Origin of the sequence: Marinigracilibium pacificum (assembly GCF_012926615.1) — a bacterium.
Lineage (GTDB): Bacteria > Bacteroidota > Bacteroidia > Cytophagales > Cyclobacteriaceae > Mangrovivirga > Mangrovivirga pacifica.
Genome location: NZ_JABBNU010000015.1, coordinates 50,563 through 77,069, shown reverse-complemented (window position 1 = coordinate 77,069; position 26,507 = coordinate 50,563). Strand labels below are relative to the sequence as shown.

Here is a 26,507-nt window from a genome sequence, read left to right as displayed (position 1 = left end):
AGACGCTATTCTTTTAAATCATTTTCTTCATTTAGTGGAGCAGCCTCGAAAGTTTTATACTCTTTTCGGTTTTTTACTATGTCTATAGCTGCAAAAATCGCCTGAATCATTGATGATGGATTTGCCTCATCTTTACCAGCTATATCGTAAGCTGTACCGTGATCTGGTGATGTTCTGACTATTGGAAGCCCCGCTGTGAAGTTAACGCCTGTATCAAATGCAATTGACTTGAATGGGATTAGCCCCTGGTCATGATACATCGCTAATACCGCATCAAATTTCTTGAAACTGGCAGTGCCGAAAAATCCATCGGCAGCAAATGGTCCAAATACCAGATTACCCTTGTTTTTAAGTTCTATAACGGCAGGATTAATGATTTTTTCTTCCTCATCACCTAATAATCCCATCTCACCAGCATGTGGATTCAGTCCTAAAACTGCAATTCTCGGTTTTTTAATGCCAAAATCGTGTTTCAGACTGTTAATCATTACTTCAAGCTTCTTTATTATGCTTTCCTTAGAAAGTTTTGAAGAAACATCTTTTAGTGGAATGTGCCCGGTCATCACTGCAACACGCAATTCATCACTAACCAGAAACATAAGTTCATTTTTAACACTACATCGATCAGCAAGGTATTCTGTATGACCCGGGAAGTTAAAATCTTCTTGTTGAATGTTATGCTTATTAATTGGTGCTGTAACAATTGCATCAATATGTCCTTCCTTAGCATCGCTAACTGCTTTTTCAAGAGCCTTAAATGCGTACTCACCACCCTCAGGAGTTGATTTTCCCATAGTTATATCAACAGGATGGTCCCAGACATTTAAAACATTTATCTTTTTCGGGATAAACTCTTTTTCATTTTTCACATGAATGTAATTGAAATTATCAACCTTCAATGCTTTTCGGTAAAATGAAAGTGTCTTGGTCGAACCATAGATAACAGGAGTGAATTGTTTAGTTATTCTATTGTCGATGAGAGATTTAATGATCACCTCAGTGCCAATTCCATTCAGATCACCTATTGTTATTCCAATTACTGGTAAATCATCCTTACTTCCATTTTCCATTGTAAAAGAGTGTTTTTCTTTGAATTTGTGGTAAATCAGATGCTAATTTAAGGGAAATCTATAATATAGGTTAATATTAATCAAATTAACATCAGATATCTTGCAAAAAGTAAAGCCTAAAAAACACCTTGGTCAACATTTTCTAAAAGACCTGAATATTGCCAGAAAGATAGCAGACTCTTTGAAGGTAACAACCGGATATTCAAAATTGCTTGAAATCGGACCAGGAACCGGTGTGCTCACACAGTTCTTATTTGAGAAAAATGAATTTGATGTTTGGTGTTTTGATGTCGATAAAGAATCAATTGCTTTTCTACATGAAAAATATCCTGATAGAAAAGATCAGGTTTTGCTTGCTGACTTCTTGAGGGAAGATCTTTCTATTTTTAAGGAGCCTTTTGGTGTGATTGGTAATTTTCCTTATAATATTTCATCTCAGATATTCTTTAGGGTGTTGGAATATAGAAATAACATACCTGAAGTAGTGGGGATGATTCAAAAGGAGGTTGCTGATCGATTGGTTTCTCCTCCCGGAAATAAACAATATGGTATATTAAGTGTTTTATTACAGACTTTTTACAAGCTTGAATACTTATTTACTGTTGAGCCAGGAGTGTTTATCCCACCTCCTAAAGTGCGTTCTGCAGTTATCAGGCTAGAACGAAATGAACGAAATGAGCTAGGTTGTGATGAAGGTTTATATTTTAAAGTTGTTAAGCAAGGCTTTCAAAACAGAAGAAAGACCTTGAGGAACTCACTTAAACCATTAAATTTGCCTGAATCAATGAATGATCATGAGTTCCTGAATAAAAGGGCTGAACAGTTATCGGTAGAAGACTTTATAAAACTTACAAAAGATCTTGAACAGCACAGAAGAGAAAATACCGTTTGAGTTAAGTAATGAGTTACTTCAACAGTTACAGGATGCTGTAGAACAGCGTGATGGTTCGAAGGTGCTTGAGCTTTTGGATGGTGCAAGTTATGTTGATATTTCAGCGATTCTTTATGAATTCAATACTGATGACTCAAAGTTTTTAGTTGAGCTACTTGATAAGGAGACGGCTGCTGATATAATAAATGAACTTGAGGAAAGTACTCGTGGTAAGTTTCTAAGGGTATTTACCCCTGAAGAAATTGCAGAATATCTTCATTTCCTTGATTCGGATGATGCGGTTGATATTATCAATGAATTACCTAATAAGGAAAAAGATGAGGTGATTGTTCGTTTGCCTGATGAGGAGATGAGGGGATACGTATTAGATCTAATGCGTTACGATGAGGATTGTGCCGGAGGTCTCATGGCAAAAGAGTTGATAAAATGTAATGTCAACTGGACAGTTACTCAGTGTATTGAAGAAATCAGAAGGCAAGCTGAAAATGTTGAAAGGCTTTATAGTTTGTATGTTATCGATAATGAAGAAAGGTTCCTTGGCAGAGTTTCTCTTAAAAGAATCATTCTTTCGAAAGACAATACTCTAATTGCAGATATCTATGAGCCGGAAGCTATTTCTGTTGAAACCTCTATGGATGAAGAAGAAGTAGCTGATTTAATGAGGAAGTACGACCTTGATTCTGTCCCTGTAATTAATGTTCTTGGTAAGCTGGTTGGTCGAATTACGATTGACGACATCGTAGATGTGATTACCGAGCAGGCTGAAGAGGAACGACAGATAATGGCCGGTATTTCTGAAGACGTAGAAGAAGATGATGGAATCTGGATGTTATCTCGTGCCAGATTACCCTGGCTATTGATCGGGTTGCTTGGAGGAATGATTGGTGCAAGAGTGATTAGTTTTTTTGATGAGCAGGTTCAGGCAGTAACTGCATTGGCATTTTTTATACCGTTAATTACTGCTACAGGTGGTAATGTAGGTATTCAATCTTCTTCATTAGTGGTTCAATCTCTAGCAACAAAATCTGCATTTGAAAAAGGAATGTTATCTCGTTTGATAAAAGTATTACTTGTGGCACTGCTAAATGGATTAGTTCTTTCTACCATAGTTTTTGGTGCTTCGGTAATCTTTGGAATGTCAAATGATCTTGGCTTTGTAATTGGAATAGCATTATTTAATGTTGTGATATTAGCATCGTTAATGGGGACTATTACTCCATTGATTCTTGAAAAGTTTGGAGTTAACCCGGCATTAGCCTCCGGACCTTTTATAACTACAGCAAATGATATTTTAGGATTAACAGTATATTTTACTGTTGCTCATATTCTATTATAATAGTATGAAAAAATGTCTGATAATAGATAAGATGCACGAAAGCATCATTACAGGGTTACAAAAACTGAAAATAGCAGTTGAGTATAAGCCTGATTTAACACCTGAAGAACTTCCCGGGTCGCTTGAGGGTGTGCATATCTTGGTTGTCAGATCAAAAGTAAGGATAGATCAATCATTGTTAATGAATGCCAGTGACCTTGAAATAGTTTGTCGTGCAGGAGCTGGAATTGATAATTTGGATACTGACTTACTGGAAGAAAAGGGTATTAAAATTATTAATGCTCCTGAAGGTAATCGAGATGCGGTTGCTGAGCATACTATTGCAATGATGTTGTCACTGTTAAACTTTATTCCAAAAGCGGATGAAGAAGTCAGGAAAATGATCTGGGATAGAGAAGGTAACCGAGGTTTTGAATTAAGAAACAGAACAGTTGGATTGATAGGGTACGGATATATGGGGAGAGCTGTGGCACGCAGATTACAACCATTTAAAGCGAAAGTTCTTGCATATGATAAATATTTACCAAAAATTGATGACGATTTTGCCAAAAAGGTTTCTTTAGAAGAACTTCAGGAAGAAGCAGATGTTGTAAGTCTGCATATTCCTTTAACCGATGAAACCAAAAATATGGTAGATGATGATTTTTTTAAGAATTTCAAGAAGAAAATCTTATTCATCAATACAGCCCGGGGTGAAATAACAAGTTTTAAATCCTTATTAAATGCATTTGAGAATAATTATGTGTGGGGTATGGGACTTGATGTTTTACCAAAAGAAAAGATGAATAAGCTCGATGATGAGGAAAAGAATTTTTTTGAGCAATTAACAAGAAAGCCTAACACTCTTTTTACTCCTCATGTTGCGGGATGGACTTTTGAAAGTTATGAGAAAATAAGTGAAGTGATCGTAGAAAAGATCGCCCTGATACTTAATAAGAATTAAATTTTTTGGAAAAGCTTAATAATATATTCAAATCAATAAAGAGGATTCCGGAGAATCCAATTCTTACAGCTTCGTTAGTTTTATTAGGAGCATCATTGGTGGTGTTTTCCTTAAGTTTTGATTATTACTTAAGTGACCCTGAGCAATTTAAAGAAGCAATTCTTGCTGAAGCCCATGGTATGTTGTTTGACCTAGCAGTGATCGGTATTCTGATTTACTGGCTTAATCAAAAAGGAGAGGAACGACAACGTATAAAAACCTATAAAGATGAAATTGATGATTTCAGGCTTTGGGAATCTGATGAAGCTGCATTTAGAACTGTTGGTAATATTAAAAGGTTAAATCGTCATAAGATTTATAATATTAATCTGGTAAATACACACCTGGCTAGAACAAACCTAAATTATGTTAGTCTGAAGGAAAGTAATCTTAATAATTCAAATCTTTCATCTGCCAAGCTGATTGAATCTAACCTTGAAAATGCGCGTCTTAACCAGACAAACTTTGAAAATGCTAACTTAAATCAGGCTAACCTAATGAAAGCTTATGCCTCAGGAGCTAATTTCAAAGATGGATTTCTGATTAAAGCAAATCTGCAAGGTGCATTTTTAATAAAAGCAGATTTTACCAATGCCTTTTTAATGGAAGCAGATTTAAGAAATGCCTATCTTACGGGAGCTGATTTCTCGCAGGCAAACCTTTATAAGGCAGACCTTAGAGGAGCTATCGGTTTAAATATAGAGCAGTTTAAAGATGTTAAATCTTTGTTTCTGGCAAAATTTGACAAGGAACTTGAAGATCAGTTAAATGAGCATTATCCTGAGCTTATCGGGAAATAAAGAAAGTAACCGGATTTTATTATTATTCTAATTTTGATTATCTTTGCTAAAGATTTGAGATAGAAGAATATCAAATCAGGCTAACGGGGCTAGTATCAGTTCCGTTATTTTTATTGTCAAAGCTGAATAAAAAAATCAAAAATATTTTAAGAGTTATGTCAAAGGTATCATATTATACTAAAGAGGGTTTACAGCGTATCAAAGATGAGTTGGAACACCTGAAAACCAAAGGAAGATCTGATATTTCGAAACAGATCGCTGAGGCACGTGATAAAGGAGATTTAAGTGAAAATGCAGAGTATGATGCTGCAAAAGATGCTCAGGGCTTACTTGAATTGAAGATTTCTCAATTGGAGAATTTAGTTGCAAATGCACGTCTGCTTGATGAAACTAAAATTGATACTTCTAAGGTTTCTTTACTCGCTAAGGTTAAGATAAAGAATAAGAAGAATAACATGGAAGTAACCTATACTCTTGTTTCTGAAGAGGAGGCTAACCTTAAAGAAGGTAAGATTTCTGTGCAATCACCAATTGGAAAAGGTATCTTAGGAAAGAAAGTAGGGGATACAGCAATCGTTGAAGCTCCTGCCGGAAAACTGGAATTTGAAATTTTAGATATCAGTATATAATTTATTATGGCATCAATCTTCACAAAAATCATTAACAGAGAAATTCCGGGACATATAGTTGCGGAAGATGATAATTTCATTGCTATTCTTGATATTATGCCTCTTGTTCACGGGCATGTATTAGTTATTCCAAAGCAAGAAGTAGATTACATCTTTGATCTTGATGATGAGACGTATGCAGGGTTGATGCAATTTGCAAAGAAAGTAGCCGGTGGTGTTAAAAAGGCTGTGCCATGTAAACGAATTGGTGTGGCTGTAATTGGACTTGAAGTTCCTCATGTTCATGTTCACCTTGTTCCAATGAATAGTATGGGTGATATTAATTTTTCCAGACCAAAAATGGAACCTACACAAGATGAATTGTCTGAAGTAGCGGAAAAAATCAAAAACGAATTGTAGAGATTTGTTTCTATAGATATGTAAACCCGGCTCATCGCCGGGTTTTTTTATTATGTCGCTCTCTACAAATTGCCCTTGTTTATGTCCTCACAAACCATATTGTTATATTCTATCGCATGTGGAGGCAAACGCCAAAACAGTTATGAATGATGATACCAGATAGACGTTATCTAGAATCCCTAGCGGGTAAAGATATCATATGCATAGTTAGATTTTTTAATCATTACTTTTTTATTCGCAAGAATAGCACTGAACTGGATTAGGATAATGAGATTTCTCCCTCTGGTCGAAATGACTGTTGTTATATGATTTGTGCATTATACTATGATTTGTGTCTTCACACTTTGCACTTATCTCTCATACTATTACTTCACTCTTCCTGGATTATCATTTATAAACGACTTCCAAGATTTGCTTGAGGCAGCTATTGCTCCATCCTGAAAGTGATGACAAAGTGCTACGCCTAGTGCATCAGTGGCATCAAGAAGCTTGTCTGTATGTTCAAATTTTAGTAATTGTTGAAGCATAGAGGCTACTTGTTCCTTCGAAGCATTTCCATTACCAGTAACAGATTGCTTTACTTTTTTTGGTGAATATTCGAAGATAGGAATGTCTCTGTTTAATGCTGCAGCCATCGCTACTCCCTGGGCTCGGCCAAGTTTTAGCATAGACTGAACATTTTTGCCGAAAAATGGGGCTTCAAGAGCTACCTCATCAGGATGGTAGTCGTCAATAAGAGATGTGATGCGGTCAAATATTTTTTTAAGTTTTAATTCGTGACTTGAATATTTCTTTAAGTGGATGACCCCGTATTGAATTAATTGTATTTTTGTATTTTTAATTTCTATTAGTCCGTATCCCATTACTTGAGTGCCGGGGTCCAGGCCTAGAATAATGCTTTCTTTTTTCGGTTTAGTGTTAATTTTAATCATTGCTGCAAGATAAACATTCTTATGAGCTTTACCTTTTTGCGATCTAAACAATTCCATAGGATAATTAATATCCTTTCTTTGGTAGCCATTGGTCTTGCTGCATATTATAAACTTGTTGAAATAAAAATATTGGAATCAGATATTATTTTATCCAAAGGATATTACCTGATTGTTTTATTTTTATTAGCACCATTTTCATGGGGGATTGAATCAGCCAGATTAAAAACTTTATTGGATTTATCATGGAGGCAATCCATTTTGAGCACTATGAATGGACTACTTCTTCGATTCATAATGGCTTCTCCAGGAGAAATGATAGGCAGACAGCAATACCTTCCCGAAGGTATTAATGCCCGGAAAAACCTTGCTTCATGGACTACCTTAAAATATAGTGCCGGATTAGTATCTGGTATGTTTGGGGTTTTAGGAATGGGGTTTTATGGATTTGAAAAATTCCCCATTTTGTTGGAATATAATTTGGTGTTTATCTCAATATTTGGCTTAATCTCTATCCTTGTTTTTCTTTTTATAAGGAGGCTGGATAAAGACATGCTTTTATCCAAATCATTTTTTGAGATTTCTGTATTGCACGCCTGCAAATTTCTAATATTGCTTGTTCAGTTTGTATTAGCGTTTAAAGCCTTTGGATTGTCATATAGTTCATTTGAAATAATCAGTGGAATGAGTCTTGTTTTGTTTTTACGCTCTGTAATTCCCGTGTTTCATTGGATTGGAGAGGTTGGCGTCAGGGAAGTTGGTGCTTTATATATTTTCGATGTTGGGCACGGCGAAATTATGCTAGTTACAACTGCAGTTTTTATCGTTTGGTTTGTTAATAATATCCTTACTTCAATTGGTTTCTGGATTTATAAAGTTAATATTTTGAAATGGAAACAATGATCTACCTGATATTTTGTTTCCTGACTATACTTTATAGTTTGTATTTACTTTCTTCATTAAAGTATATAGTTGTAAGAGAATCTGACCCTGAAGTAAAATCATTACATAAGGTATATGTAGTAGTTCCGTTCAGGAATGAAGAACAAAAACTTCCGGCATTACTGAAAAGTATTGACCGGTTAGCCTTTAATGAATTTGATTTTAATATCATTTTGGTAAATGATCATTCCGAAGATCAAAGCTTGCAGATTTGTGAAGATTGGATAAATAGTACTGATAACAAATCTATATTATTAAGCTTATCTGATACATTTGGGAAAAAAGCAGCAATAAGAAAGGCAATCGAATTAGCTGATTCTGACGCATTAATTTTAACTACTGATGCTGACTGTACTTTTGGTGAATACTGGATTGATGCAATGTTAAAAGCTTTTTGCGAAGATCCGAAAACAGCTCTTTTGGTGGGGCCTGTTTGGATTAGAAGTAAAAGCGGGATTTTAAGACTATTTCAAACCTATGAGTTTGCAGCCTTGCAGGGTGTTACTATGTCTACCATTGGAGGTGGACAACCGATTATGTGTAACGCAGCTAATCTTATGTTCAGGAGGAAAGACTACTTTCAGGCTATTGATGACGGGATGAATATGGATCAGGTAAGTGGAGATGATATATTTTTGTTGCAATCAATATTAAAACTACACGGAGCTGAAAGTATAAAATATTGCCATGACAGGAAGGCTGTGGTTCAGACCGATCCTGTTGATAATTGGACTGATTTATATCATCAGCGTATAAGATGGTCAGGGAAATGGAAGGCAGGTTCACAGCCTGTAAATATTAAACTATCAGGAGGACTGATATTTATGATGTATGTTTTCCTGTTGATCAGTATAATATTATTGGTATCAAATTTTGTCTTTTATAAATCACTTATTGTACTTTTGCCTATAATGCTTAAAACTATTTGTGAATTGGTCTTTTTAAGGAAGGTCTTTTCTTTCTTCGGAAAATCTTTTCACGTTAATAGAGTATTTTTGCTGGCGGTAATTTATCCGTTATATTCAGTTTTTTTTGGTACTTTGTCCTTATTCAGAGGGTTCGAGTGGAAGGATAGAAAAGCTGATCATTCCGGTATTTGGGGAATTGAAAAGCCGGGATCTCAAATTTAAACAGGAAATGACAGACAAATTTAATTTACATCATACACCATATTACTATGCATTTTTAAATCTGAAGTCCAATGGGCTTGCAATGTTTGGTGTAGTGATAATATTTATAGCTGTAATGATTACATTATTGGGATATCTTATTATTCCTGATAATACACCGCAGACAAATCAGGGGTCACCTCAAATTAAGAAGCAGCTCCCTTTCTTTACCGTAGATCTATTGAATGTTCATAAAAACCACGAAGTTGAGAAAGTAGGGTTTTTTAAGAGTATATATTATGGGCAAGAAAGTGAGTATAGGATTGTTCCATTACAAGAGTATAGAATTGAAGGAAATGAAATTGTGATCTCTCCTTTTGGAGATTCAATGCAAGAATCAAGGTATTCATTAATTGATGTAATTGCTCCTGTTTATATTGGAGATAGCGATAAATTACCGGGTGAATCGAATGTTGACTATTCTACAGACCCAATTAAGTATGTAGATCTTAATAATGAAGTGCACGAGATAAGCCGTGCTGAAGTACTGGATAAAATCGAAAACGAATTAATAGAATCCAGAACATACTGGTTAGGAACTGATGCCTCTGGTAGAGATATGCTTTCACGTTTACTTTACGGTACAAGAATATCTTTAGGGATTGGATTTTTAGCTGTATTGATATCCTTGACATTAGGAGTATTTTTAGGCGCAGTTGCCGGATATTTTGGTGGGAAGGTAGATAGCTTTATTGTCTGGTTATTCTCGGTTATCTGGTCAATACCAGGTATCATGCTTGTAATTGCTATAAGTATGGGATTACAGAATAAAGGTGTGATGGTTGCATTTCTGGCAGTTGGTTTGACAATGTGGGTTGAGGTAGCACGTGTAGTCAGAGGTCAATTTAAAGTATTGAAAGAAAAGCAATTTGTGGAGGCAGCAAAAGCCTTTGGTTATAAAAACAGAAGAATTATTTTCAAGCATATTCTGCCAAACCTGGTAGGGTCATTAGTTGTACTGGCAACATCAAATTTTGCAGCAGCAATTATCCTTGAAGCAGGCTTGAGTTTCCTGGGGTTAAGTGTTCAGCCACCAACACCATCATGGGGTATTATGATTAGTGAAGGTTTTGATTCTATTGGTACACCAAACTCATGGCACATGATTGTATTACCGGGAATTGCCATTTCATTATTGGTATTGGCTTTTAATCTTCTTGGTAATGGACTTAGAGATGCGTTGGACCCTAAAGCTCTTCTAAAATGATTTTATGACTGATCTGGAAAAATTAAAAAGTGAATACGACCTAAAAGAACTTCAAATACAGGCTCTCCTTGAAGTTACTCAGGCTATAAATGAAAATTTACCGGAAAAGTCACTTTATAAAATTTTTGAATTTACCCTTAGAGTTAATCTTAGATTTTCTGGTCTGGCATTATTCGTTAATGATTATGTCTGGAGTATTAAATCTTCTTTTGGTGTTAACCCGCCTGTAAGCGGTGTTGAACCTCCTTTGAAACATGTAAATCTAGTTTCACCAACATTTATAAATACAGAAAGAACAGATTTTTTCGGGCAATTTAACTGGGTGATACCAGTTAAACATAAAGAAAATTTATTAGCCCTTTTATACATTAAAGATTCTACCGACGGAGTCGTAGGAGATAAAAGTGAAGGAGTTTTTAGCTTTACCCAGACTTTGGCTAATCTGTTGTTGGTTGCAATTGAAAATAAAAAACTTGCAAGGAAAGAATTAAAAAGACAGGCAATGAAGAGGGAACTTGAAATTGCCAGGGATGTTCAGCACTATTTGTTTCCTGATGAACTTAGGAATGATGATCAAGTAGTGATGAATGCATTTTATTTGCCTCATCAAAATGTTGGCGGTGATTATTATGATTACATGCCTCTTGCAGATAATAATAAATTCATTTTTTGTATAGCAGATGTTAGCGGGAAGGGTGTGCCTGCAGCATTATTAATGTCAAATTTTCAGGCAGCATTAAGGACACTTGTTCGAAGAACTACCGATCTTGAAGAGATTATCAACGATCTGAATTTTCATGTGTTTGAAAGTGCAAACGGACAAAATTTTATTACCTTTTTCATTGGGCTTATTGATCTGAAAAAGGATGAATTAACTTATGTAAACTGTGGTCATAATCCACCAATGTTATTTTGTCCTGATGGTAAAGTTTTGTCATTAGATAAAGGAACTACATTACTGGGTGCTTTTCATCCTTTACCTTTCCTAGATCATGGTATAATCGAATCAATAAAAGGTTCATACTTATTTGCCTATACTGATGGATTAGTTGAGGCCAGAAATGATTCAGATGAAGAAATGGGGTCGGAAAGAGTAATAGATATTATGGCAACAAATAAGAGCTATTCTCCCGAAGTTGCACATGGTATATTAATAAATAAACTGGATGAATTTCGTGGAAAGCAACGCTTTCCTGATGATATTACTTTATTAAGTATTAAAATCAATTAAAATGCCAGCATTCCTTCATCATATGCCAAACTGGGTCAGGAAAGTATATCCTGGTAGTCTTTGGCAAGTTGATACGGAAAATAAGGATGTATACCTGACTTTTGATGATGGTCCCATACCGGAAATAACCCCGTGGGTATTAGATGTTCTTAATCGATACAATATTAAAGCTACTTTCTTCATGGTTGGCGATAATGTTAGGAAGCATCCTGATATTTTCAGACAAGTAATAGATCACGGACACCTCATAGGTAATCATACCTTCTATCATAAAAATGGATTTCAACAAAGCGATCAGGAATATTATGATAATATAACTAAATGCCGGGAAATCATAGAGTCTCAAGGTTATGGAGATAACCTATTATTTCGTCCGCCATATGGAAGGTTGAGAAGAAGGCAATTACGACATATTATCGATGATGGTTATGAGGTGGTTTTATGGTCTCTATTAAGTGGTGATTTTTCTCCCTCATTGGAACCCGATAACATATTGAAAAAATTAAAAAAGCATCTTTCACCGGGTTCTATAGTCGTATTTCATGATTCAATCAAGGCTGAAGTGTCTATGAAAGCTACATTAGAGCCATTTATAAATCATTGTTTAAATTCAGGTTATCAGTTTAAGCTTATTAAACCTGTTAGATGATATATTTAATTGCTTCAATACTTTCTATTGATATAATTATCTGGTTTATATTTCTATTGTTTAGATTTAAAAAAGCACAAATAGAATATACACCATTTTGCTCTGTCCTTATAATGGCACGAAATGAGGAAGATGTAATAGCTGATTGCATTGAGTCTTTATTATCGCAGGATTACCCATCTGAAAAAATAGAAATTCTTATATGTGACGATAGCAGTACGGACCGGACCCATAGTATACTTGAAAAATATCAAAATCATAATTCAATTCGTATTTTCAAAGGAGATTACCCGGAGCTTCCATATTTAAATAATAAAGCCCAAGGATTAAATCGGTTGGCAAATGAAGCAAAAGGTGAGGTTTACTTATTTACTGATGCTGATTGTATTTTACCTCCAGGCTGGGTAAAAGAAATGACATCAAATGTTTTTAGAAAACAAGAGGTTGTAATTGCACCTACATTGCCTGTTGGTAATACTTTGATTAGTTTTTTTCAACGAATAGACTGGATTATGGCCTTGGGTAGAGTTATTTCAGTACAAGGGCTAGGTATTCCTGTAACTGGAAATGGCAATAACATGGCTATTCCATCGAGGTTTTATCATGAAAGTGGAGGTTATGCAGCATGTCATGGGTCATTTACAGAAGATGCAGCTATTTTTTACAAAGTCTTAAATACGACAGAAGCTCGTGGAGGAGTTGTAGCAAATAACGAGGTGATTGCAGTTACAAAGCCTAAAAATTCTTGGGTTGAATTAGTCTCTCAAAGATTCAGATGGTGGTTAGGAGGGGTGAATGAAGCTCCTTATTGGCTTGTATTTTATTTGTTTGAATCTTTATGGTTAATTCTTTTTTCTATTCTAATGTTAATTGGATTTCATACCGAGGCAATAATTTGGTTTTCAGGAAGAATTGTACTTAGAGTACTTTATAATTGTAGTTTACCAGCTTCATTTAATAAAATTGCATTTTTCAGATATATTTCGGCGCTTATATTGTTTGATTTCTATTCAATAATCTTGAATTTTACTGTTCTTGCAAAATGGGTGATGGGTAAACACCCTAAATGGAAAGGAAGAAAAGTAAAGAAATGATCGATACGCACGCACATTTGTACGGCAAAAAGTTTGAAGAGGATATCCAGGAGACTATTGAAAGAGCAAAATCAACAGGATTAACTAAGATCTTGCTTCCTAATATTGATGAAACGAGCATTGATGAAATGCTTGAAGTAGTTGATGCAAATCAAGGTTTCTGTTATCCTATGATAGGTATACATCCATGTTCGGTTACCAAAGACTGGGAAAAACAAGTTCAATTAGTATCTGATTGGTTAGATAAGGATGAAAGATTTATTGCAGTTGGTGAAATTGGTACAGATCTTTATTGGGATAAGAGTTTGTTTGAAGAGCAAAAGGCTGCGTTAATTGCTCAGGTTGAGCTTGCTGTCAAGCATGATCTCCCAATAGTTTTGCATTGCAGAGATTCTATTGATGAAACAATAGAAATTATTGAAGAACAAAAGAAATTAAATCCGAACCTTACGGGAGTATTTCATTGTTTCACAGGAAATACTGAACAGTATAAGAGAATAATAGATTTAGATTTTCTTGTGGGAATTGGGGGAGTGGCTACCTTTAAAAATGGGGGGATGGATAAAATAATACCAGATATGGATATTAAGAAGATAGTTCTCGAAACTGATTCACCATATCTTGCGCCGGTTCCTTACCGGGGCAAACGAAACGAACCTTCTTATACAGATTTAATTGCAGAGAGAGTGGCTGATTTAATGGGAGTTTCTTTAAAAGAAATAAAAATCTACACAACCGAAAATGCACTTAAACTATTTAACCTCGACCAATGAATTATAAAATAGTTAATATAAATACGGCTTTACCGCAGCCACCAATTGCTAATCTGTTAATAATATATACAGGAGGTACATTGGGTATGGAGAAAGATGCTGATGGGTCACTGTCTCCATTTAATTTCGGGAAAATATTTGAAAAACTCCCTGATATTCGTAATTACAATTTGAAATTGACGGTTATTTCTTTTCCTAAACCAATTGATTCATCAGATGTGTCACCAACCCATTGGCAGGATATAGGCTATATTATCGATGAAAATTATGAACAGTATGATGGCTTTGTTGTAATCCATGGTACAGATACAATGGCGTATTCAGCATCAGCATTAAGTTTTATGCTTGATGGTTTGAACAAACCAGTAATTTTTACAGGATCTCAATTACCAATTGGAGTAATGAGGTCTGATGCCAGAGAGAATTTTCTAACAAGTCTTGAAATGGCATCAGCAAAAGATGAAAATGGTAATCCAATCGTTGCAGAGGTTTGTATACTATTTAATTCAATATTAATAAGAGGAAACAGATCTAAAAAGATTAGAAGTTCTCAATTTGGAGCATTTAAATCAGAAAACTATCCTAAATTAGCAGAGGCGGGTATTACCATAGAGTTTAATAGAAATGCTTTACAGGAATATTCGCCAAATAAAAAGCTCAATTTTAAGAATAAATTTGATCGTAGTGTGGCAGTTATGCCATTGTTTCCAGGGATGACAGAAGAATATGTAAAAGCTATTACCTCAATGAAGGGATTGAGAGGTATAGTAATGCAAAGTTATGGTTCCGGAAATGCGACTACCCGCAAATGGTTTGTTAATGCTTTACAAGAGGCACTCGATAAAGGAATAATTATATACAATGTATCTCAATGTATCGGAGGGCGAGTTATTCAAGGAAGATATGCAACTAGTAAGCGTCTTCAGGAAATGGGAGTTATCTCTGGTGATGATATAACATTAGAGGCAGCAGTAACCAAGTTAATGTTTCTATTAGGTTCACTATCAGACACAAACGAAGTAAAACGACACTTAAAACAAAATATTGCCGGAGAAATAACGTTAGCGACCACTTAAAAAAGCATTCATTAACTTGCAAAAAGGCGTTTTAATTGATTTATTTGTGCTGCTAAATTGGAAAAAAGTATATTACGGATTAATTTGGAGAGGTGACCGAGTGGCTGAAGGTGCTCGCCTGGAAAGCGGGTGTACTGGCAAAACCGGTACCGAGGGTTCGAATCCCTCTCTCTCCGCCACAATATTTTTGTATAGTTTATTTAAAAGTATAAATTTAACACTTAACTGAGTAAACAGATTATTTTAAAAACTGAATTATGAAAAAGTTACTTACTTTATTTGCACTAGCTGGGGTTTTAAACTTTGGTTCTTCATCAGTAGTTTTCGCGCAAGACGATATGGATGCTGCTGCTGATTCTGTAGAGGCTGCTGCTGAAGAAGCTGTTGAGGAAATGGCTCCGGTAGAGGAAGAGCCTGCTGCTACTGAGGATGTAGTAGAAGTTGAATCTGAAGGTGCTTCTGATTACCACCAGGTAATTAAAGAAAAATTCATCGAAGGTGGTGTAGGTTTCATGACTGTAGTATTGATCTGTTTGATTGTTGGTCTTGCGATCTCAATTGAGCGTATCATCACTCTTAATCTTGCAACTACAAACACTAAAAAATTATTAGCAAATGTTGAAGATGCTCTTCAGCAAGGTGGTGTAGAAGCTGCTAAAGAAGTTACTCGTAATACAAGAGGACCTGTTGCTTCTATCTTCACTCAAGGTTTAATGAGATACTCTGAAGGTGTTGATATGGTTGAAAAATCAATTATCGCTTACGGATCAGTTGAAATGGGTAAATTAGAAAAAGGTCTTGTATGGATCTCTCTTTTCATTGCTCTTGCTCCAATGCTTGGTTTCATGGGTACTGTAATTGGTATGATTGACGCATTCGACTCAATTGAAGCTGCAGGTGATATCCAGCCATCTCTAGTTGCTCGTGGTATTAAGCAAGCACTATTAACAACAGTTGCTGGTTTGATCGTTGCTGTAATCCTTCAGTTATTCTACAACTACTGTGTGTCTAAGATTGACTCTTTGGTTAACCAAATGGAAGATGCATCAATCTCTCTAGTTGACCTTCTTGTTAAGCATCAATTGACTAAGTAATAATTATCTTAGTCTCCTTTAGATATTATAACACAGTAAACAATTGATTATGGAATTAACTGATATTTTAATATACTTTTCATATGCGTTGATTGGAATTGCAACAGTTGCTGTAATTGTTCTTCCTTTAATCAACTCATTGAGTGACCCAAAATCTTTGTTAAAAGTAGGTATGGGTATCCTAGGGCTAGTTATCTTATTCTTTATTGGATATAGCATCTCGGAACCAACTGCCTATGCAAAGTTTCCTGGCTTAACTGCAGGAGTTTCAAAGTCTGTTAGTGCGTTATTGATTATGACTTATATTCTTATCGTTGGCGGACTAGTAGGTATTTTCGTATCTATGATTGCTAAATTAGTTAGATAATTAATTTATGGCTAGAAGTAAAAACAGAGGTAATCAGGAAGTAAATGCAGGGTCAATGGCGGATATCGCCTTCCTTTTGCTAATCTTCTTCCTTGTTACTACTCAGATAAACTCAGATAAAGGTCTGCAGATAAAACTGCCACCGCCAATTGATCCGACGCAACCACCACCGGATATCAAAATGAAGGATAGAAATATCTTTAAGATTTTGATAAACTCCAATGATATGTTGTTGGTTGAGGACGAGCCATTGACTGACCCTTATCTGCTTAGAGATATGGTGCATGAATTTATAACTAACAACGGTAAAGACAAAACAATGTCTGATAGCCCTCAAGATGCTGTAGTATCTATCAAGGCTGACCGTGGAACAAGTTATGAGTTATTTATTCAGGTACTAGACAACGCTCAGGGTGCTTACTACAAGGCCAGGGGTGAGGTTTTAGGAATCAATGCTGAGCAATATCTTGGTCTTGATCCGAAAAAACCTGAACAAGATAAGATGTTGGATAGAGCTAAAGAAGCTTATCCAATGAGAATATCTATTGCTGAACCAAATAAAATAGGAGGGTAATAATGTCAAAGTTTAAAAAGAAAAGTCAATCGAGTCAGGAGATTCCAACGGCTGCTTTGCCAGATATTATCTTTATGCTTTTATTCTTCTTCATGGTAACAACGGTTATTAGAGAAGATGAGATTTTGGTTGAGCAGAAACTTCCGGCTGCTGAAGATATCACTAAGCTGGAAAGAAAGTCTTTGGTGTCTTATTTATACGTTGGTAAGCCAAAAGAAGGTAAATATGGCAGTGAGCCATTGGTTCAGGCTAATGATGCCTTCATTAGAATGGATGAGCTTATTCTCTGGGTAACTCAGGAAAGAGATAAGCTTGATGAAGTTGATAAAAATCAAATGACTGTTTCTTTAAAAGTTGATAAAGAAACAAAAATGGGTATCGTATCAGATGTACAACAAGAGCTTCGTGAAGCAAATGCTTTGAAGATTATGTACAATACTCCTCAGTTAGTGAAGGAGAACTGATTTCCCCTAAATGTGCAAAATATATTCAGCCTCTCTGCAACAGCAGGGAGGTTTTTTTTATCTTAAATAACTAATAGATTAGTTATATTTAATTTGTTTTATTAACTTAAGTCTTAGTTAAATAACTATAAACTTAATTGTTGATAAAATATGGCTAGAAAACGAATGCAACAAGAAGTAAATGCGGGTTCTATGGCTGATATCGCATTTTTATTATTAATATTTTTCCTTGTAACAACCCAGATAAATGCGGATAAAGGATTGCAATTAAAATTACCTCCCAAGGTTGTTGAAGAAATAGAAGATGCTCCTATACCAGATCGTAATCTTTTTAAGATTCTATTGAATTCCGGTGATCAACTATTTGTTGAAGGTGATGTGCTTTCAAATCCAGAAGAACTTAATGATTTGGTATATGAATTCATAAATAATAATGGAGCAGACCCTGATTTATCTGATAGTCCTCAAAAAGGAATAGTTTCTCTTAAATGTAATAGGGGAACAAGCTATGACTTATACATTCAAATACTTGATCGTGTTCAGGGAGCCTTTTATAAATCAAGAGCAGATTTATTAGGGATTTCAACAGAAGAATATTTAAACCTTGATCAAAAGGATCCTGAAAGTGCAAAGAAAATAGATAGAGCTAAGGAGGCATTTCCAATGAGAATATCAATCGCAGAACCATCAAAATAAAGAGGTAGTTATGTCTAAGTTTAGAAAAAGAAATAAAGCAAGTCAGGAAATTCCTACTGCAGCATTACCTGACATAATTTTTATGTTGTTGTTCTTTTTCATGGTAACAACAGTAATCAGGCAAGATAATGTATTGGTAGATCAGAAACTTCCAACGGCAAAAGACATCACAAAACTAGAGCGAAAGTCATTAGTATCTCATTTATACATTGGAAAACCAAAGGAATCAAAATATGGTGAAGAACCTTTGGTTCAAGCTAATGATGCTTTTGTGCGAATGGATGAACTAGTACTTTGGGTTACACAGGAGCGTGATAAATTAGATGAAGTTGATAAAAATGCAATGACGGTTTCATTAAAAGTAGATAGAGAAACTAAAATGGGACTAGTTTCAGATGTACAGCAGGAATTAAGAGAAGCAAATGCATTAAAAATCATGTACAATACTCCTCAATTTGTAGAAGAAGAATAATTAGTGTGTGATACTTTCCGGTAAAAGTTTAATCTTTTCCGGGAAGTTGCTAAATTTTGATATTTAAATTTTTAACAAAATAAGATTCATTTTAAGGAATTAGGAGGTCTTTCCTTATCTTGCGGAAAGACTTTTTTAATTTTATGGACTCATTTTTAGAAGAAAGAACTCATAAACTAAATGATAAAAAGATAATTAATGGTTGGTCTTTTTATGATTGGGCAAATTCAGTTTATTCATTAGTAATAACCTCAACAATATTTCCGATATATTTTACCGCTTCAACAAGGTCATTCTTTAATGGGGATCAGATACAGTTTTTTGGATCAACAATTGAAAATTCTGTTTTGTATTCATATGCTTTATCTGCAAGTTTCCTGATTATTGCCTTAATATTGCCTTTGCTTTCAGGTATTGCAGATAATAGTGGTAAGAAGATACAATTCATGAAGTTCTTTACCTATTTAGGTTCAATATCATGTGCTGGATTATATTTTTTCGATGGGAGTAATGTTGAATATGGAATTATACTTACTATTCTGGCTGGTATCGGGTATAGTGGCGGGCTTGTTTTTTACGACGCCTACTTGCCAGAGATAGTAACAGAAGACAGAATTGATAAGGTAAGTGCTCGAGGATATTCTTTTGGGTATGCAGGCTCTGTAATTTTATTAATCTTAAACCTTGCCATGATTTCTTATCCTGAATGGTTTTTTATGGAAAAGGACACTGATTTTCCTGTAAGAATAAGTTTTTTGATGGTAGGTATATGGTGGGCAGGATTTGCCCAGATAAGTTTTAACAGACTTCCTGAAAACCCTTATAATAGAAAAGTCACCAAACAGGTTTTGGCTAGTGGATATAAGGAGATAAGAAAAGTTTTCAGGTCTTTAAAACATTTACCATATATGAAAAAATTTCTACTTTCATTTTTCTTATATAACATGGGGGTACAGACCACCATGTACCTGGCAGCTACATTCGGTGAAAAAGAACTAAAATTTGATGGAGATTTTCTCATACTAACTGTGTTGATTATACAGCTTGTTGCAATTATCGGTGCAATATTTTTCGCACATCTTGCTACGAAAAAAGGAAATAAATTTTCTTTAGTATTAATGCTTTTTATGTGGATAGGGATCTGTTTTGCTGCCTATAATACCTATACAAAAACTCATTTCATATTTGTAGCATTTTTTGTTGGCTTTGTAATGGGAGGGATTCAAAGTTTATCCAGAGCTACTTTTGCGAAAATGATTCCTGAAAAAACTATAGATCACGCTGGTTACTTTAGCTTCTATGATGTGACATTTAATATTTCTATAGTAATTGGGACTTTTGGATGGGGATTTGTAGAGCAGTTTACCCAAAATATGAGGAATTCAGTTATTTGGCTTACAATATTATTTATTCTTGGATTAATTACACTGGTTACCATTCCGCTTTCAAAAGGATTTAAAGTAAGCGAAGTTCCTGAAGATTGATTTATTGTATATTCAGTTGAGCTTTTTGTTAATTTTTTAGGGGAATTTAATGATTATGAATAAGCTGTTTTTTATTGCAATATTTATTGCATCTGGCACCTTTGTATATGCACAAAAACTAAATGATGATTTAGTTAAGAGAGCTAACGAACTAAAAAAGAAATATGAGGATGATAAGATTGTAATATTAAAATCAACATCTGAATATGAATTTTATATTGATAATAAGACAAATCAATTAAATGCTTCATTAGTCGATAATTTGGAATTTATAAGTCTTCAATCAGGGACTGAGTACATCCAGAGGAACTATTATAACGATAATTCTTATATAGAGGAGTATAGTATTGAGAACGACCGGGGTAAATCTGTGAATTATGAGAAGTACTGTGGTCATGTTCAGTCTGGTGACATCTTCTATTCTGATGCTAAAGTTTGCGCTTACAACTTTAAATTTGATTTTAAAGGAAGAGGAATAAATTTCAAATCTAAAAAGGTATATACCGATCCGAAATACCTTACAAAAATATTTTTCTCTGACGATATTCCCGTAGAGCAAAGAACAATCAAATTTAAAGTTCCTGAGTTTGCAAATATTGAATTAGTTGAACTCAATTTTGATCATTTTGATATTGAGAAGACAGTTACTAGAGAAGATGACGCTACAATTTATACTTATAATTTAAAAGAGATAGACGATTTTTCAGAGTATGAAAATACTCCCGGATATTTACATTTTCTACCGCATATATTGGTTCTGACTAAATCGTATAAAGTTAATGGTGCAGATGTTAAAGTGTTATCATCAACGTCTGATTTATATGGTTGGTATCATCATTTAACAGAACAGGTATCCCGAGATGTTAATCAGTTGAAAAGTAAAGTCACTGAATTAACTGAAGGTAAGACTACAGATTTAGAAAAGATGAAATCTATATATTACTGGGTTCAGGATAATATTAAATATATAGCCTTCGAGGATGGTTTAGCAGGGTTTAAACCGGATAATGCAAAGGATGTTTTCTACAATCTTTATGGTGATTGCAAGGGAATGGCTAATCTGACAAGGGAGATGCTAATAATTGCAGGAATTGATGCCAGGCTAGCTTGGATTGGAACAAACCGTATACCCTATACCTATGATTTGCCTACACTAGCAGTTGATAATCACATGATTTGTGCTGCTTATATAGGAGGGGAAGTATACTTCTTAGATGCTACAGAGAAGTTTAATAAAATCAATTATAATGCAGAACGTATTCAGGGTAAGCAGGTGTTGATTGAAGATGGAGATCAGTTTATTATTGATACAGTTAAGGTAGAGCCTATTGATCGCTATATCACAAAATCAGTATGGAATTATAAATTAGATGGACAAAGTCTTACAGGTGAAGGTAAAACTATTCTTGAGGGGGAAAAGAAAAAAGATTTATTGAATTTTTTAAATAATCAGGAAAGTGAGGATGCTGAGAAAATATTGAAAGTTATTATTTCAGGTTCCGGTGATGTTGATCACTTTCAAATTAGTAATTTTTCTACTTTTGATAGAGAAAAACCATTTGAAGTATCATACACAATGGATTTATTAAAGAATATAAATTCTTTTGGTGATGAACTATATCTTGATCTTGATTTTTATGAAGAATTTGCTGGAGGAAGGATTGATGATGAAAGGACAATACCCTATTCTTTTGGAGATAAAAAATATAGTAAAACAATAGGCGAACTTTCGATTCCTAACGGATATAAAGTGAATTATTTACCTGAACCAATTAGCGTTGAAAATGATTATTATTCATTTAAAATGAAATATCATAAAGAAAAAGGTAAAATAATATATTCAAAGGAAGTAAGAATACTTAAACCAGTTCTTCCTGTAAAGGAATTTACCAAGTGGAATGAGACAATTAAATTATTAAATAACTTTTATAATGATCAGATTATATTGCAAACGGCTCAATAAGCTGTATTTTTTAATGTTTTTCTTTTTGATAATTTCTGTATTCTCAATTGGGGCTAAGGATTTATTCCCAACAAACGAAGAAAGAGCAGCAGAAATTCAAAAAATGATGTGGGAGGAAGCCAGTTCTGATTTTAGAGTAACAGAAATCCCAGAGAAATGGACTGGTAAGTCAGCGGTTATAATTGCCAAATCACATTCATTATCATATCGAAAACCAGCATTAAGTGGAGTTTTACATTATGATTTTTATTCTCATTACAGGGTGAAAATACTTGATCAATCGGCTGTTGAAGAGTACTCTCAGTTTTCATTTCCTGGAAGTTCTCGGGATGGACGAAGTAGGTACGATGTTTATCAAGGGTTTAAAATCATAAAGCCATCAGGCGAAGAAATTGAAATATCGACTGAAAATGCAGTTAAACAAGAGCGTGAGCTTAATAATGAAGGTTTCGATATTTATAAATTAGCAATTCCAAATTTAGAGATTGGCGATATCATTGATTATTACATCAGTCAGGAACAGGAATTGGTACAGAATGTTAAATATCACATATTTGATCCAAAGCTATTCCAGTTAAATGATGACTATCCCATAATGAAGCAAAAGATCACTTTTGATGTAATGAGGAGATGTTATATCAATCTTAATACATTAAATGGTGCTCCGGATTTTAAGGTTGTTAGTAAAGAAGATGATGATAGTAAGAAGTATGTTCTTGTTGATGAAGATCGAGAAAGTGCCAAAGATATTCGCTGGTTTTTTCCAAACCGACAACTAGCTTCAATAAAATTGCAGGTTATATATGCTTCTGCTACTATGGCAAATGAACTTCCGTTTTTCTTAGGAAAGCCTGAAGAATTAAAATCTAAGGTTTCAAAACGTGAAGTGGATAATTTGTTTAAGCGATTTTATGGTCAGATGTACTATGTTCCTAAAGAGGTGATTAAGTACACTAAAAAGAATTTAGCAAAGGAAAAAGACTTAAATATTAAAGCCAGAGAAATTTATTATGCATTTAGATATTATAGCGAAATTCAATATGAAGAAGGAGCTACAATAAAGGGGACAAGTAGTTATAGTAGAAATAATCTAAAAGATATTATTGCGCTATCAAAATTTTATAAGTCTCAAAAAATCCCTCATGAAATAATAGTTTCTGTTCCAAGGGATATCTCAGCTTTGGATGATTTGATTTTACTTAATGAAATGTCTTATGTGTTAAAGGTTAACACTTCCAGACCATTTTATATTAGTAATATTTCTAACTTTTCGACTCCGACAACTATTCCTGAAGATCTTCAGGGAGTTGAAGCATATAGCTATGATATGAATGAAAATTTGTATTACCTTGAATCAGAGAAGATTACAATGCCTAAGATGACTTTTGATGAGAACCATACCAGGTCAGATAGTGAGATTTTTTTAGAAGATCTGAATGAAGATAAAACCCGAATTATTACTCAAAAATCGATAAAAGGTTTAGGAAAGCATTTTTATCAAAAATATGTAATGGATTATTACGATTACATTGATGAGGAAAAAAACAGGTTTGATGTTGGAGAAAGTTTTATAAACTTAGGACGAAAGGATAAAGAAAAGATGCTGATTGTAAAAGAAGAGTATCTTGAAAAAAGAGATGATGAATTTAATGATGTATTAAAAACTATAGTTGATAATGATCTTGATTTTACAGTTGAAAATGCTAATAGTCGTAAGATAGTTCAAACAGGTAGATATGATGACGCACCTGAATTTGTATATAGTTTTGAATCTGAGCTGAGTGGTGTTATAAAAAGGGTTGGTAAAAACTATCTGGTTTCAATTGGTAAGTTTATTGAAGGTCAGGTTGATCTTACTGAAGAAGAAAGAAAACGTGATTATGACATCTATCAACCTTATGCACGTTCATATAACTATAATGTCACTTTGAATATTCCCGATGGATATGTGGTAGATGGGATTGATAAATTAAACAAGAATGTTGAAAATGAAACAGGTGGTTTTGTTAGTGAAGCAACAGTTTCTGGAAATCAATTGAAAATTTCAACAACTAAGTACTATTCTGATAACTACTTCCCTAAGGAAAAATGGACTGATATGACTAAATTTCTTGATGCTGCATATGATTTCACTCAGGTGGAAATATTGCTAAAAAAGAAATAATTGAGTGTAGGAAAATGATAAAGGCAGGTCTCAGACCTGCCTTTTTTTGTTTTAATTATTTCTAACTGAGTAAGCTTACTCTTATTTACGAATAATTAAAGATGAGTCAATAGACTAATTCACAGTTAAATAATGGAATTCGCTATTAAGATCTAGATAACTTCGTTTTAACATTAGCGATATAATCTTCAACTAAATCACTAAGTACATTTAATGGAACTGCACCATTTGTTAATACTACTTCATGGAATTCCTTAATGTCGAATTTGTCTCCCAGTTCAGTTTGAGCTTTTTCTCGTAAACGTAATATTTCAAGCATTCCGATTTTATATGCAGTTGCTTGAGAAGGCATAACAATATGTCTTTCAACCATTCTTTCACATTCTCTTTCACTTCCTGAGGTATTTGTCAAGTAATATTCAATACCTTGTTCACGGGTCCATTTTTTGGAATGAATACCTGTATCTACAACAAGTCTGCATGCTCTCCAAAGTTCCATAGCTAATCTACCGTAATCAGAATATGGATTTTCATATAGTCCCATTTCTTTTGGAATAAACTCACTGTATAGCCCCCAACCTTCAACATATGCAGTATATCCGCCAAATTTTCTGAATTTTGGAATGTTGCTTAGTTCCTGGGCGATAGTTCTGTCCATATGATGACCAGGAATTCCTTCATGGTATGCTAGTGCCTCCATTTCGAATTTTGGCATATTTTTACTATTTGCCAGGTTAGCATAGTAAGTTCCTGGTCTTGATCCATCAGGTGCCGGTGCCTGATAAAATGCTTTACCTGCAGAATTCTCTCTGAATTTCTCTACTCTCTTTACTTGAATTCTGGCTTTAGGTTTTGTAATAAATAACTCATCAAGTCTGCTTTCCATGTTGTCAATAATAGACTTGGCACTATCCATATACTCTTCCTTTCCTTGATCAGTGTTTGCATAATAAAACTGATCATCCGTTTTAAGGAATGTGAAAAACTCCTGGAGAGTACCTTCAAATCCGACTTTTTTCATGATTTCTCGCATCTCACTGTGAATTCGATCAACTTCTTTAAGCCCGATTTCATGAATTTCATCACTGGTAAGGTCTGTTGTGGTTGTTCTTTTTAATGCTATATTATAATATTCAGAGCCATTAGGCCATTTCCAGATTCCGTCTTCGTTTGTAGCTCTTTCTTGCTGTTCTTTTAGGAATGAAAGAAGATTAACATAGGCAGGTTGAACAGATTCAATGAGTTCCTTTTCAGCTGCTTTAATTAATGCTGATTTTGATTCATCAAAAATGTTCAATGCATTAACTTTTTTAGTTATATCGTTAAGCAAAGTACTCGGTTGATCGGTATCAAAAGGAGCACCTTTAATTATGTTCTCACAATCTTCAATTACCTTCGTGAAGACAAATTTTGGTGGCACTATACCTTTTTCTTCTCTTATCTCAAGGTTTTTAATTAACTGATCAAATAATGAATTGATTCCTTCTAGTCTGGAAATGTATGCCGCAGCATCACTTGAGTCACTCACCTGATGTATATTAATTAGCATAGCAGGGACTTGAGAGTGTAAGCCAAACATTTGATTTACCGGGTAATTATGGAATCGCCACTTGAAATCTTCAATTTCATTTTCAGCTGATTCTTTAAATAGCTTATAGCTAATTCCGGTTTGTTTATCTAATGCATCAGGATTGATGTTATCGAGTAAATATTGTAGCTCTTTTTTAGTTATTTCTAACTCTTTCTGTGTTTGTTCATCAGAGATGTCATCCCACTTATCATAATCCTTTTTAATCCCCAGATAACTTTGGTAAATAGGGCTACGGTTTACCGAGGCGTCAAATACAGAATCAAAAAAATGATTTGCCTTTTCAGATTCTTTTTTGATTTCTTCTTCGGAATAAGAAACCAGTTCCTGTTCGTTTGATTCATTATTACAGCTAATTACAATAATTAGTACTGTAAAAAGAAAGGTTATTTCTTTGAAAAATCTCATTATAATAATGCTTAAAATTTATGATTGAATTTGATTTATGAAATCTCCACTGAAA

Annotated in this window: 26 protein-coding genes and 1 tRNA gene; 24 read left to right on the top strand and 3 right to left on the bottom strand. The window is 34.3% G+C overall.

Annotated features, from left to right (window positions below; translation table 11 throughout):
* Positions 1–5 precede the first annotated feature (5 nt).
* A complete protein-coding gene (pdxA, locus tag HH304_RS20135; RefSeq protein ID WP_169685092.1) occupies positions 6–1,070 on the bottom strand; it encodes a 4-hydroxythreonine-4-phosphate dehydrogenase PdxA in 1,065 nt (354 codons plus the stop codon).
* A gap of 100 nt (positions 1,071–1,170) precedes the next feature.
* Between pdxA and rsmA the strand changes: the two genes are divergently transcribed.
* The 6 genes from rsmA to HH304_RS20105 all read left to right on the top strand — a co-directional run bounded on the left by rsmA (position 1,171) and on the right by HH304_RS20105 (position 6,108).
* Positions 1,171–1,962, top strand: a complete 792-nt coding sequence (rsmA, locus tag HH304_RS20130; RefSeq protein ID WP_169685091.1) for a 16S rRNA (adenine(1518)-N(6)/adenine(1519)-N(6))-dimethyltransferase RsmA — start codon at positions 1,171–1,173, stop codon at positions 1,960–1,962.
* Complete coding sequence (gene mgtE / locus HH304_RS20125; protein ID WP_271711712.1) at positions 1,931–3,298, top strand: magnesium transporter; 1,368 nt, start codon at positions 1,931–1,933, stop codon at positions 3,296–3,298. Before rsmA ends, mgtE begins: the two co-directional genes overlap by 32 nt.
* 4 nt (positions 3,299–3,302) lie before the next feature.
* Positions 3,303–4,241, top strand: coding sequence for an NAD(P)-dependent oxidoreductase (locus HH304_RS20120; protein ID WP_169685090.1), 939 nt, complete (start codon positions 3,303–3,305; stop codon positions 4,239–4,241).
* Between the two features lie 5 nt (positions 4,242–4,246).
* The gene (locus tag HH304_RS20115) at positions 4,247–5,080 is read left to right on the top strand and encodes a pentapeptide repeat-containing protein (RefSeq protein ID WP_169685089.1); all 834 of its coding nucleotides are present in this window, start codon (positions 4,247–4,249) and stop codon (positions 5,078–5,080) included.
* Between the two features lie 155 nt (positions 5,081–5,235).
* Positions 5,236–5,709, top strand: coding sequence for a transcription elongation factor GreA (gene greA / locus HH304_RS20110; RefSeq protein WP_169685088.1), 474 nt, complete (start codon positions 5,236–5,238; stop codon positions 5,707–5,709).
* Positions 5,710–5,715: 6 nt separating this feature from the next.
* Positions 5,716–6,108, top strand: coding sequence for an HIT family protein (locus HH304_RS20105; RefSeq protein ID WP_169685087.1), 393 nt, complete (start codon positions 5,716–5,718; stop codon positions 6,106–6,108).
* 365 nt (positions 6,109–6,473) lie between these two features.
* Here the strand turns inward: HH304_RS20105 and ruvC are convergent, their stop codons facing one another.
* On the bottom strand, positions 6,474–7,040 hold the full coding sequence (ruvC, locus tag HH304_RS20100) for a crossover junction endodeoxyribonuclease RuvC (RefSeq protein WP_169685086.1): 567 nt from the start codon (positions 7,038–7,040) through the stop codon (positions 6,474–6,476).
* 21 nt (positions 7,041–7,061) lie between these two features.
* Here ruvC and HH304_RS20095 point away from each other — a divergent pair, with 21 nt between their 5' ends.
* From HH304_RS20095 to HH304_RS20010, 18 genes are all read left to right on the top strand, one after another.
* Entirely contained in the window at positions 7,062–7,940 is an 879-nt protein-coding gene (locus tag HH304_RS20095; protein ID WP_169685085.1) for a hypothetical protein, read from the top strand.
* The gene (locus HH304_RS20090; protein ID WP_271711711.1) at positions 7,937–9,109 is read left to right on the top strand and encodes a glycosyltransferase; all 1,173 of its coding nucleotides are present in this window, start codon (positions 7,937–7,939) and stop codon (positions 9,107–9,109) included. Before HH304_RS20095 ends, HH304_RS20090 begins: the two co-directional genes overlap by 4 nt.
* A gap of 7 nt (positions 9,110–9,116) precedes the next feature.
* Positions 9,117–10,355, top strand: a complete 1,239-nt coding sequence (locus tag HH304_RS20085) for an ABC transporter permease (protein ID WP_169685083.1) — start codon at positions 9,117–9,119, stop codon at positions 10,353–10,355.
* A 4-nt stretch (positions 10,356–10,359) separates the two neighbouring features.
* On the top strand, positions 10,360–11,586 hold the full coding sequence (locus HH304_RS20080) for a GAF domain-containing SpoIIE family protein phosphatase (RefSeq protein ID WP_169685082.1): 1,227 nt from the start codon (positions 10,360–10,362) through the stop codon (positions 11,584–11,586).
* Position 11,587: 1 nt separating this feature from the next.
* The gene (locus HH304_RS20075) at positions 11,588–12,235 is read left to right on the top strand and encodes a polysaccharide deacetylase family protein (RefSeq protein ID WP_169685081.1); all 648 of its coding nucleotides are present in this window, start codon (positions 11,588–11,590) and stop codon (positions 12,233–12,235) included.
* Positions 12,232–13,329, top strand: a complete 1,098-nt coding sequence (locus HH304_RS20070; RefSeq protein ID WP_169685080.1) for a glycosyltransferase — start codon at positions 12,232–12,234, stop codon at positions 13,327–13,329. Before HH304_RS20075 ends, HH304_RS20070 begins: the two co-directional genes overlap by 4 nt.
* Positions 13,302–14,102 carry a TatD family hydrolase gene (locus HH304_RS20065; RefSeq protein ID WP_271711710.1) on the top strand — a complete coding sequence of 267 codons (801 nt, stop codon included), beginning with the start codon at positions 13,302–13,304 and terminating at the stop codon, positions 14,100–14,102. The genes HH304_RS20070 and HH304_RS20065 overlap by 28 nt, the downstream gene beginning before the upstream one ends.
* On the top strand, positions 14,099–15,178 hold the full coding sequence (locus HH304_RS20060; protein WP_169685079.1) for an asparaginase: 1,080 nt from the start codon (positions 14,099–14,101) through the stop codon (positions 15,176–15,178). The genes HH304_RS20065 and HH304_RS20060 overlap by 4 nt, the downstream gene beginning before the upstream one ends.
* An 86-nt stretch (positions 15,179–15,264) precedes the next feature.
* Positions 15,265–15,357 (top strand) — tRNA-Ser (locus tag HH304_RS20055).
* A gap of 78 nt (positions 15,358–15,435) precedes the next feature.
* A complete protein-coding gene (locus HH304_RS20050) occupies positions 15,436–16,272 on the top strand; it encodes a MotA/TolQ/ExbB proton channel family protein (RefSeq protein ID WP_169685078.1) in 837 nt (278 codons plus the stop codon).
* A gap of 49 nt (positions 16,273–16,321) precedes the next feature.
* On the top strand, positions 16,322–16,639 hold the full coding sequence (locus HH304_RS20045) for a hypothetical protein (protein WP_169685077.1): 318 nt from the start codon (positions 16,322–16,324) through the stop codon (positions 16,637–16,639).
* A gap of 7 nt (positions 16,640–16,646) precedes the next feature.
* A complete protein-coding gene (locus HH304_RS20040; RefSeq protein WP_169685076.1) occupies positions 16,647–17,213 on the top strand; it encodes an ExbD/TolR family protein in 567 nt (188 codons plus the stop codon).
* A gap of 2 nt (positions 17,214–17,215) precedes the next feature.
* Positions 17,216–17,677 (top strand): ExbD/TolR family protein, encoded by a 462-nt coding sequence (locus tag HH304_RS20035; protein WP_169685075.1) that lies wholly within the window; start codon positions 17,216–17,218, stop codon positions 17,675–17,677.
* A gap of 150 nt (positions 17,678–17,827) precedes the next feature.
* On the top strand, positions 17,828–18,373 hold the full coding sequence (locus HH304_RS20030; RefSeq protein ID WP_169685074.1) for an ExbD/TolR family protein: 546 nt from the start codon (positions 17,828–17,830) through the stop codon (positions 18,371–18,373).
* A gap of 10 nt (positions 18,374–18,383) precedes the next feature.
* On the top strand, positions 18,384–18,845 hold the full coding sequence (locus HH304_RS20025; protein WP_169685073.1) for an ExbD/TolR family protein: 462 nt from the start codon (positions 18,384–18,386) through the stop codon (positions 18,843–18,845).
* Between the two features lie 143 nt (positions 18,846–18,988).
* Entirely contained in the window at positions 18,989–20,329 is a 1,341-nt protein-coding gene (locus HH304_RS20020) for an MFS transporter (protein WP_169685072.1), read from the top strand.
* A 55-nt stretch (positions 20,330–20,384) separates the two neighbouring features.
* Complete coding sequence (locus HH304_RS20015) at positions 20,385–22,292, top strand: transglutaminase-like domain-containing protein (RefSeq protein WP_169685071.1); 1,908 nt, start codon at positions 20,385–20,387, stop codon at positions 22,290–22,292.
* A gap of 13 nt (positions 22,293–22,305) precedes the next feature.
* Positions 22,306–24,456 carry a DUF3857 domain-containing protein gene (locus HH304_RS20010; RefSeq protein WP_169685070.1) on the top strand — a complete coding sequence of 717 codons (2,151 nt, stop codon included), beginning with the start codon at positions 22,306–22,308 and terminating at the stop codon, positions 24,454–24,456.
* A gap of 145 nt (positions 24,457–24,601) precedes the next feature.
* Here the strand turns inward: HH304_RS20010 and HH304_RS20005 are convergent, their stop codons facing one another.
* A complete protein-coding gene (locus HH304_RS20005; RefSeq protein ID WP_169685069.1) occupies positions 24,602–26,452 on the bottom strand; it encodes a DUF885 domain-containing protein in 1,851 nt (616 codons plus the stop codon).
* Between the last annotated feature and the right edge of the window lie 55 nt (positions 26,453–26,507).

Bases quoted from the DNA above. Each gene is read 5' to 3' on its own strand.
- HH304_RS20045 (WP_169685077.1), top strand. From the start codon at position 16,322: ATGGAATTAACTGATATTTTAATATACTTTTCATATGCGTTGATTGGA.
- HH304_RS20035 (WP_169685075.1), top strand. From the start codon at position 17,216: ATGTCAAAGTTTAAAAAGAAAAGTCAATCGAGTCAGGAGATTCCAACG.
- greA (WP_169685088.1), top strand. From the start codon at position 5,236: ATGTCAAAGGTATCATATTATACTAAAGAGGGTTTACAGCGTATCAAA.
- HH304_RS20080 (WP_169685082.1), top strand. From the start codon at position 10,360: ATGACTGATCTGGAAAAATTAAAAAGTGAATACGACCTAAAAGAACTT.
- HH304_RS20120 (WP_169685090.1), top strand. From the start codon at position 3,303: ATGAAAAAATGTCTGATAATAGATAAGATGCACGAAAGCATCATTACA.
- HH304_RS20095 (WP_169685085.1), top strand. From the start codon at position 7,062: ATGAGCTTTACCTTTTTGCGATCTAAACAATTCCATAGGATAATTAAT.
- HH304_RS20020 (WP_169685072.1), top strand. From the start codon at position 18,989: ATGGACTCATTTTTAGAAGAAAGAACTCATAAACTAAATGATAAAAAG.
- HH304_RS20105 (WP_169685087.1), top strand. From the start codon at position 5,716: ATGGCATCAATCTTCACAAAAATCATTAACAGAGAAATTCCGGGACAT.
- HH304_RS20030 (WP_169685074.1), top strand. From the start codon at position 17,828: ATGGCTAGAAAACGAATGCAACAAGAAGTAAATGCGGGTTCTATGGCT.
- HH304_RS20085 (WP_169685083.1), top strand. From the start codon at position 9,117: ATGACAGACAAATTTAATTTACATCATACACCATATTACTATGCATTT.
- pdxA (WP_169685092.1), bottom strand. From the start codon at position 1,070: ATGGAAAATGGAAGTAAGGATGATTTACCAGTAATTGGAATAACAATA.
- HH304_RS20090 (WP_271711711.1), top strand. From the start codon at position 7,937: ATGATCTACCTGATATTTTGTTTCCTGACTATACTTTATAGTTTGTAT.
- HH304_RS20040 (WP_169685076.1), top strand. From the start codon at position 16,647: ATGGCTAGAAGTAAAAACAGAGGTAATCAGGAAGTAAATGCAGGGTCA.
- HH304_RS20025 (WP_169685073.1), top strand. From the start codon at position 18,384: ATGTCTAAGTTTAGAAAAAGAAATAAAGCAAGTCAGGAAATTCCTACT.
- HH304_RS20070 (WP_169685080.1), top strand. From the start codon at position 12,232: ATGATATATTTAATTGCTTCAATACTTTCTATTGATATAATTATCTGG.
- HH304_RS20005 (WP_169685069.1), bottom strand. From the start codon at position 26,452: ATGAGATTTTTCAAAGAAATAACCTTTCTTTTTACAGTACTAATTATT.
- HH304_RS20015 (WP_169685071.1), top strand. From the start codon at position 20,385: ATGAATAAGCTGTTTTTTATTGCAATATTTATTGCATCTGGCACCTTT.
- HH304_RS20065 (WP_271711710.1), top strand. From the start codon at position 13,302: ATGGAAAGGAAGAAAAGTAAAGAAATGATCGATACGCACGCACATTTG.
- HH304_RS20050 (WP_169685078.1), top strand. From the start codon at position 15,436: ATGAAAAAGTTACTTACTTTATTTGCACTAGCTGGGGTTTTAAACTTT.
- HH304_RS20010 (WP_169685070.1), top strand. From the start codon at position 22,306: ATGTTTTTCTTTTTGATAATTTCTGTATTCTCAATTGGGGCTAAGGAT.
- ruvC (WP_169685086.1), bottom strand. From the start codon at position 7,040: ATGATTAAAATTAACACTAAACCGAAAAAAGAAAGCATTATTCTAGGC.
- HH304_RS20060 (WP_169685079.1), top strand. From the start codon at position 14,099: ATGAATTATAAAATAGTTAATATAAATACGGCTTTACCGCAGCCACCA.
- HH304_RS20075 (WP_169685081.1), top strand. From the start codon at position 11,588: ATGCCAGCATTCCTTCATCATATGCCAAACTGGGTCAGGAAAGTATAT.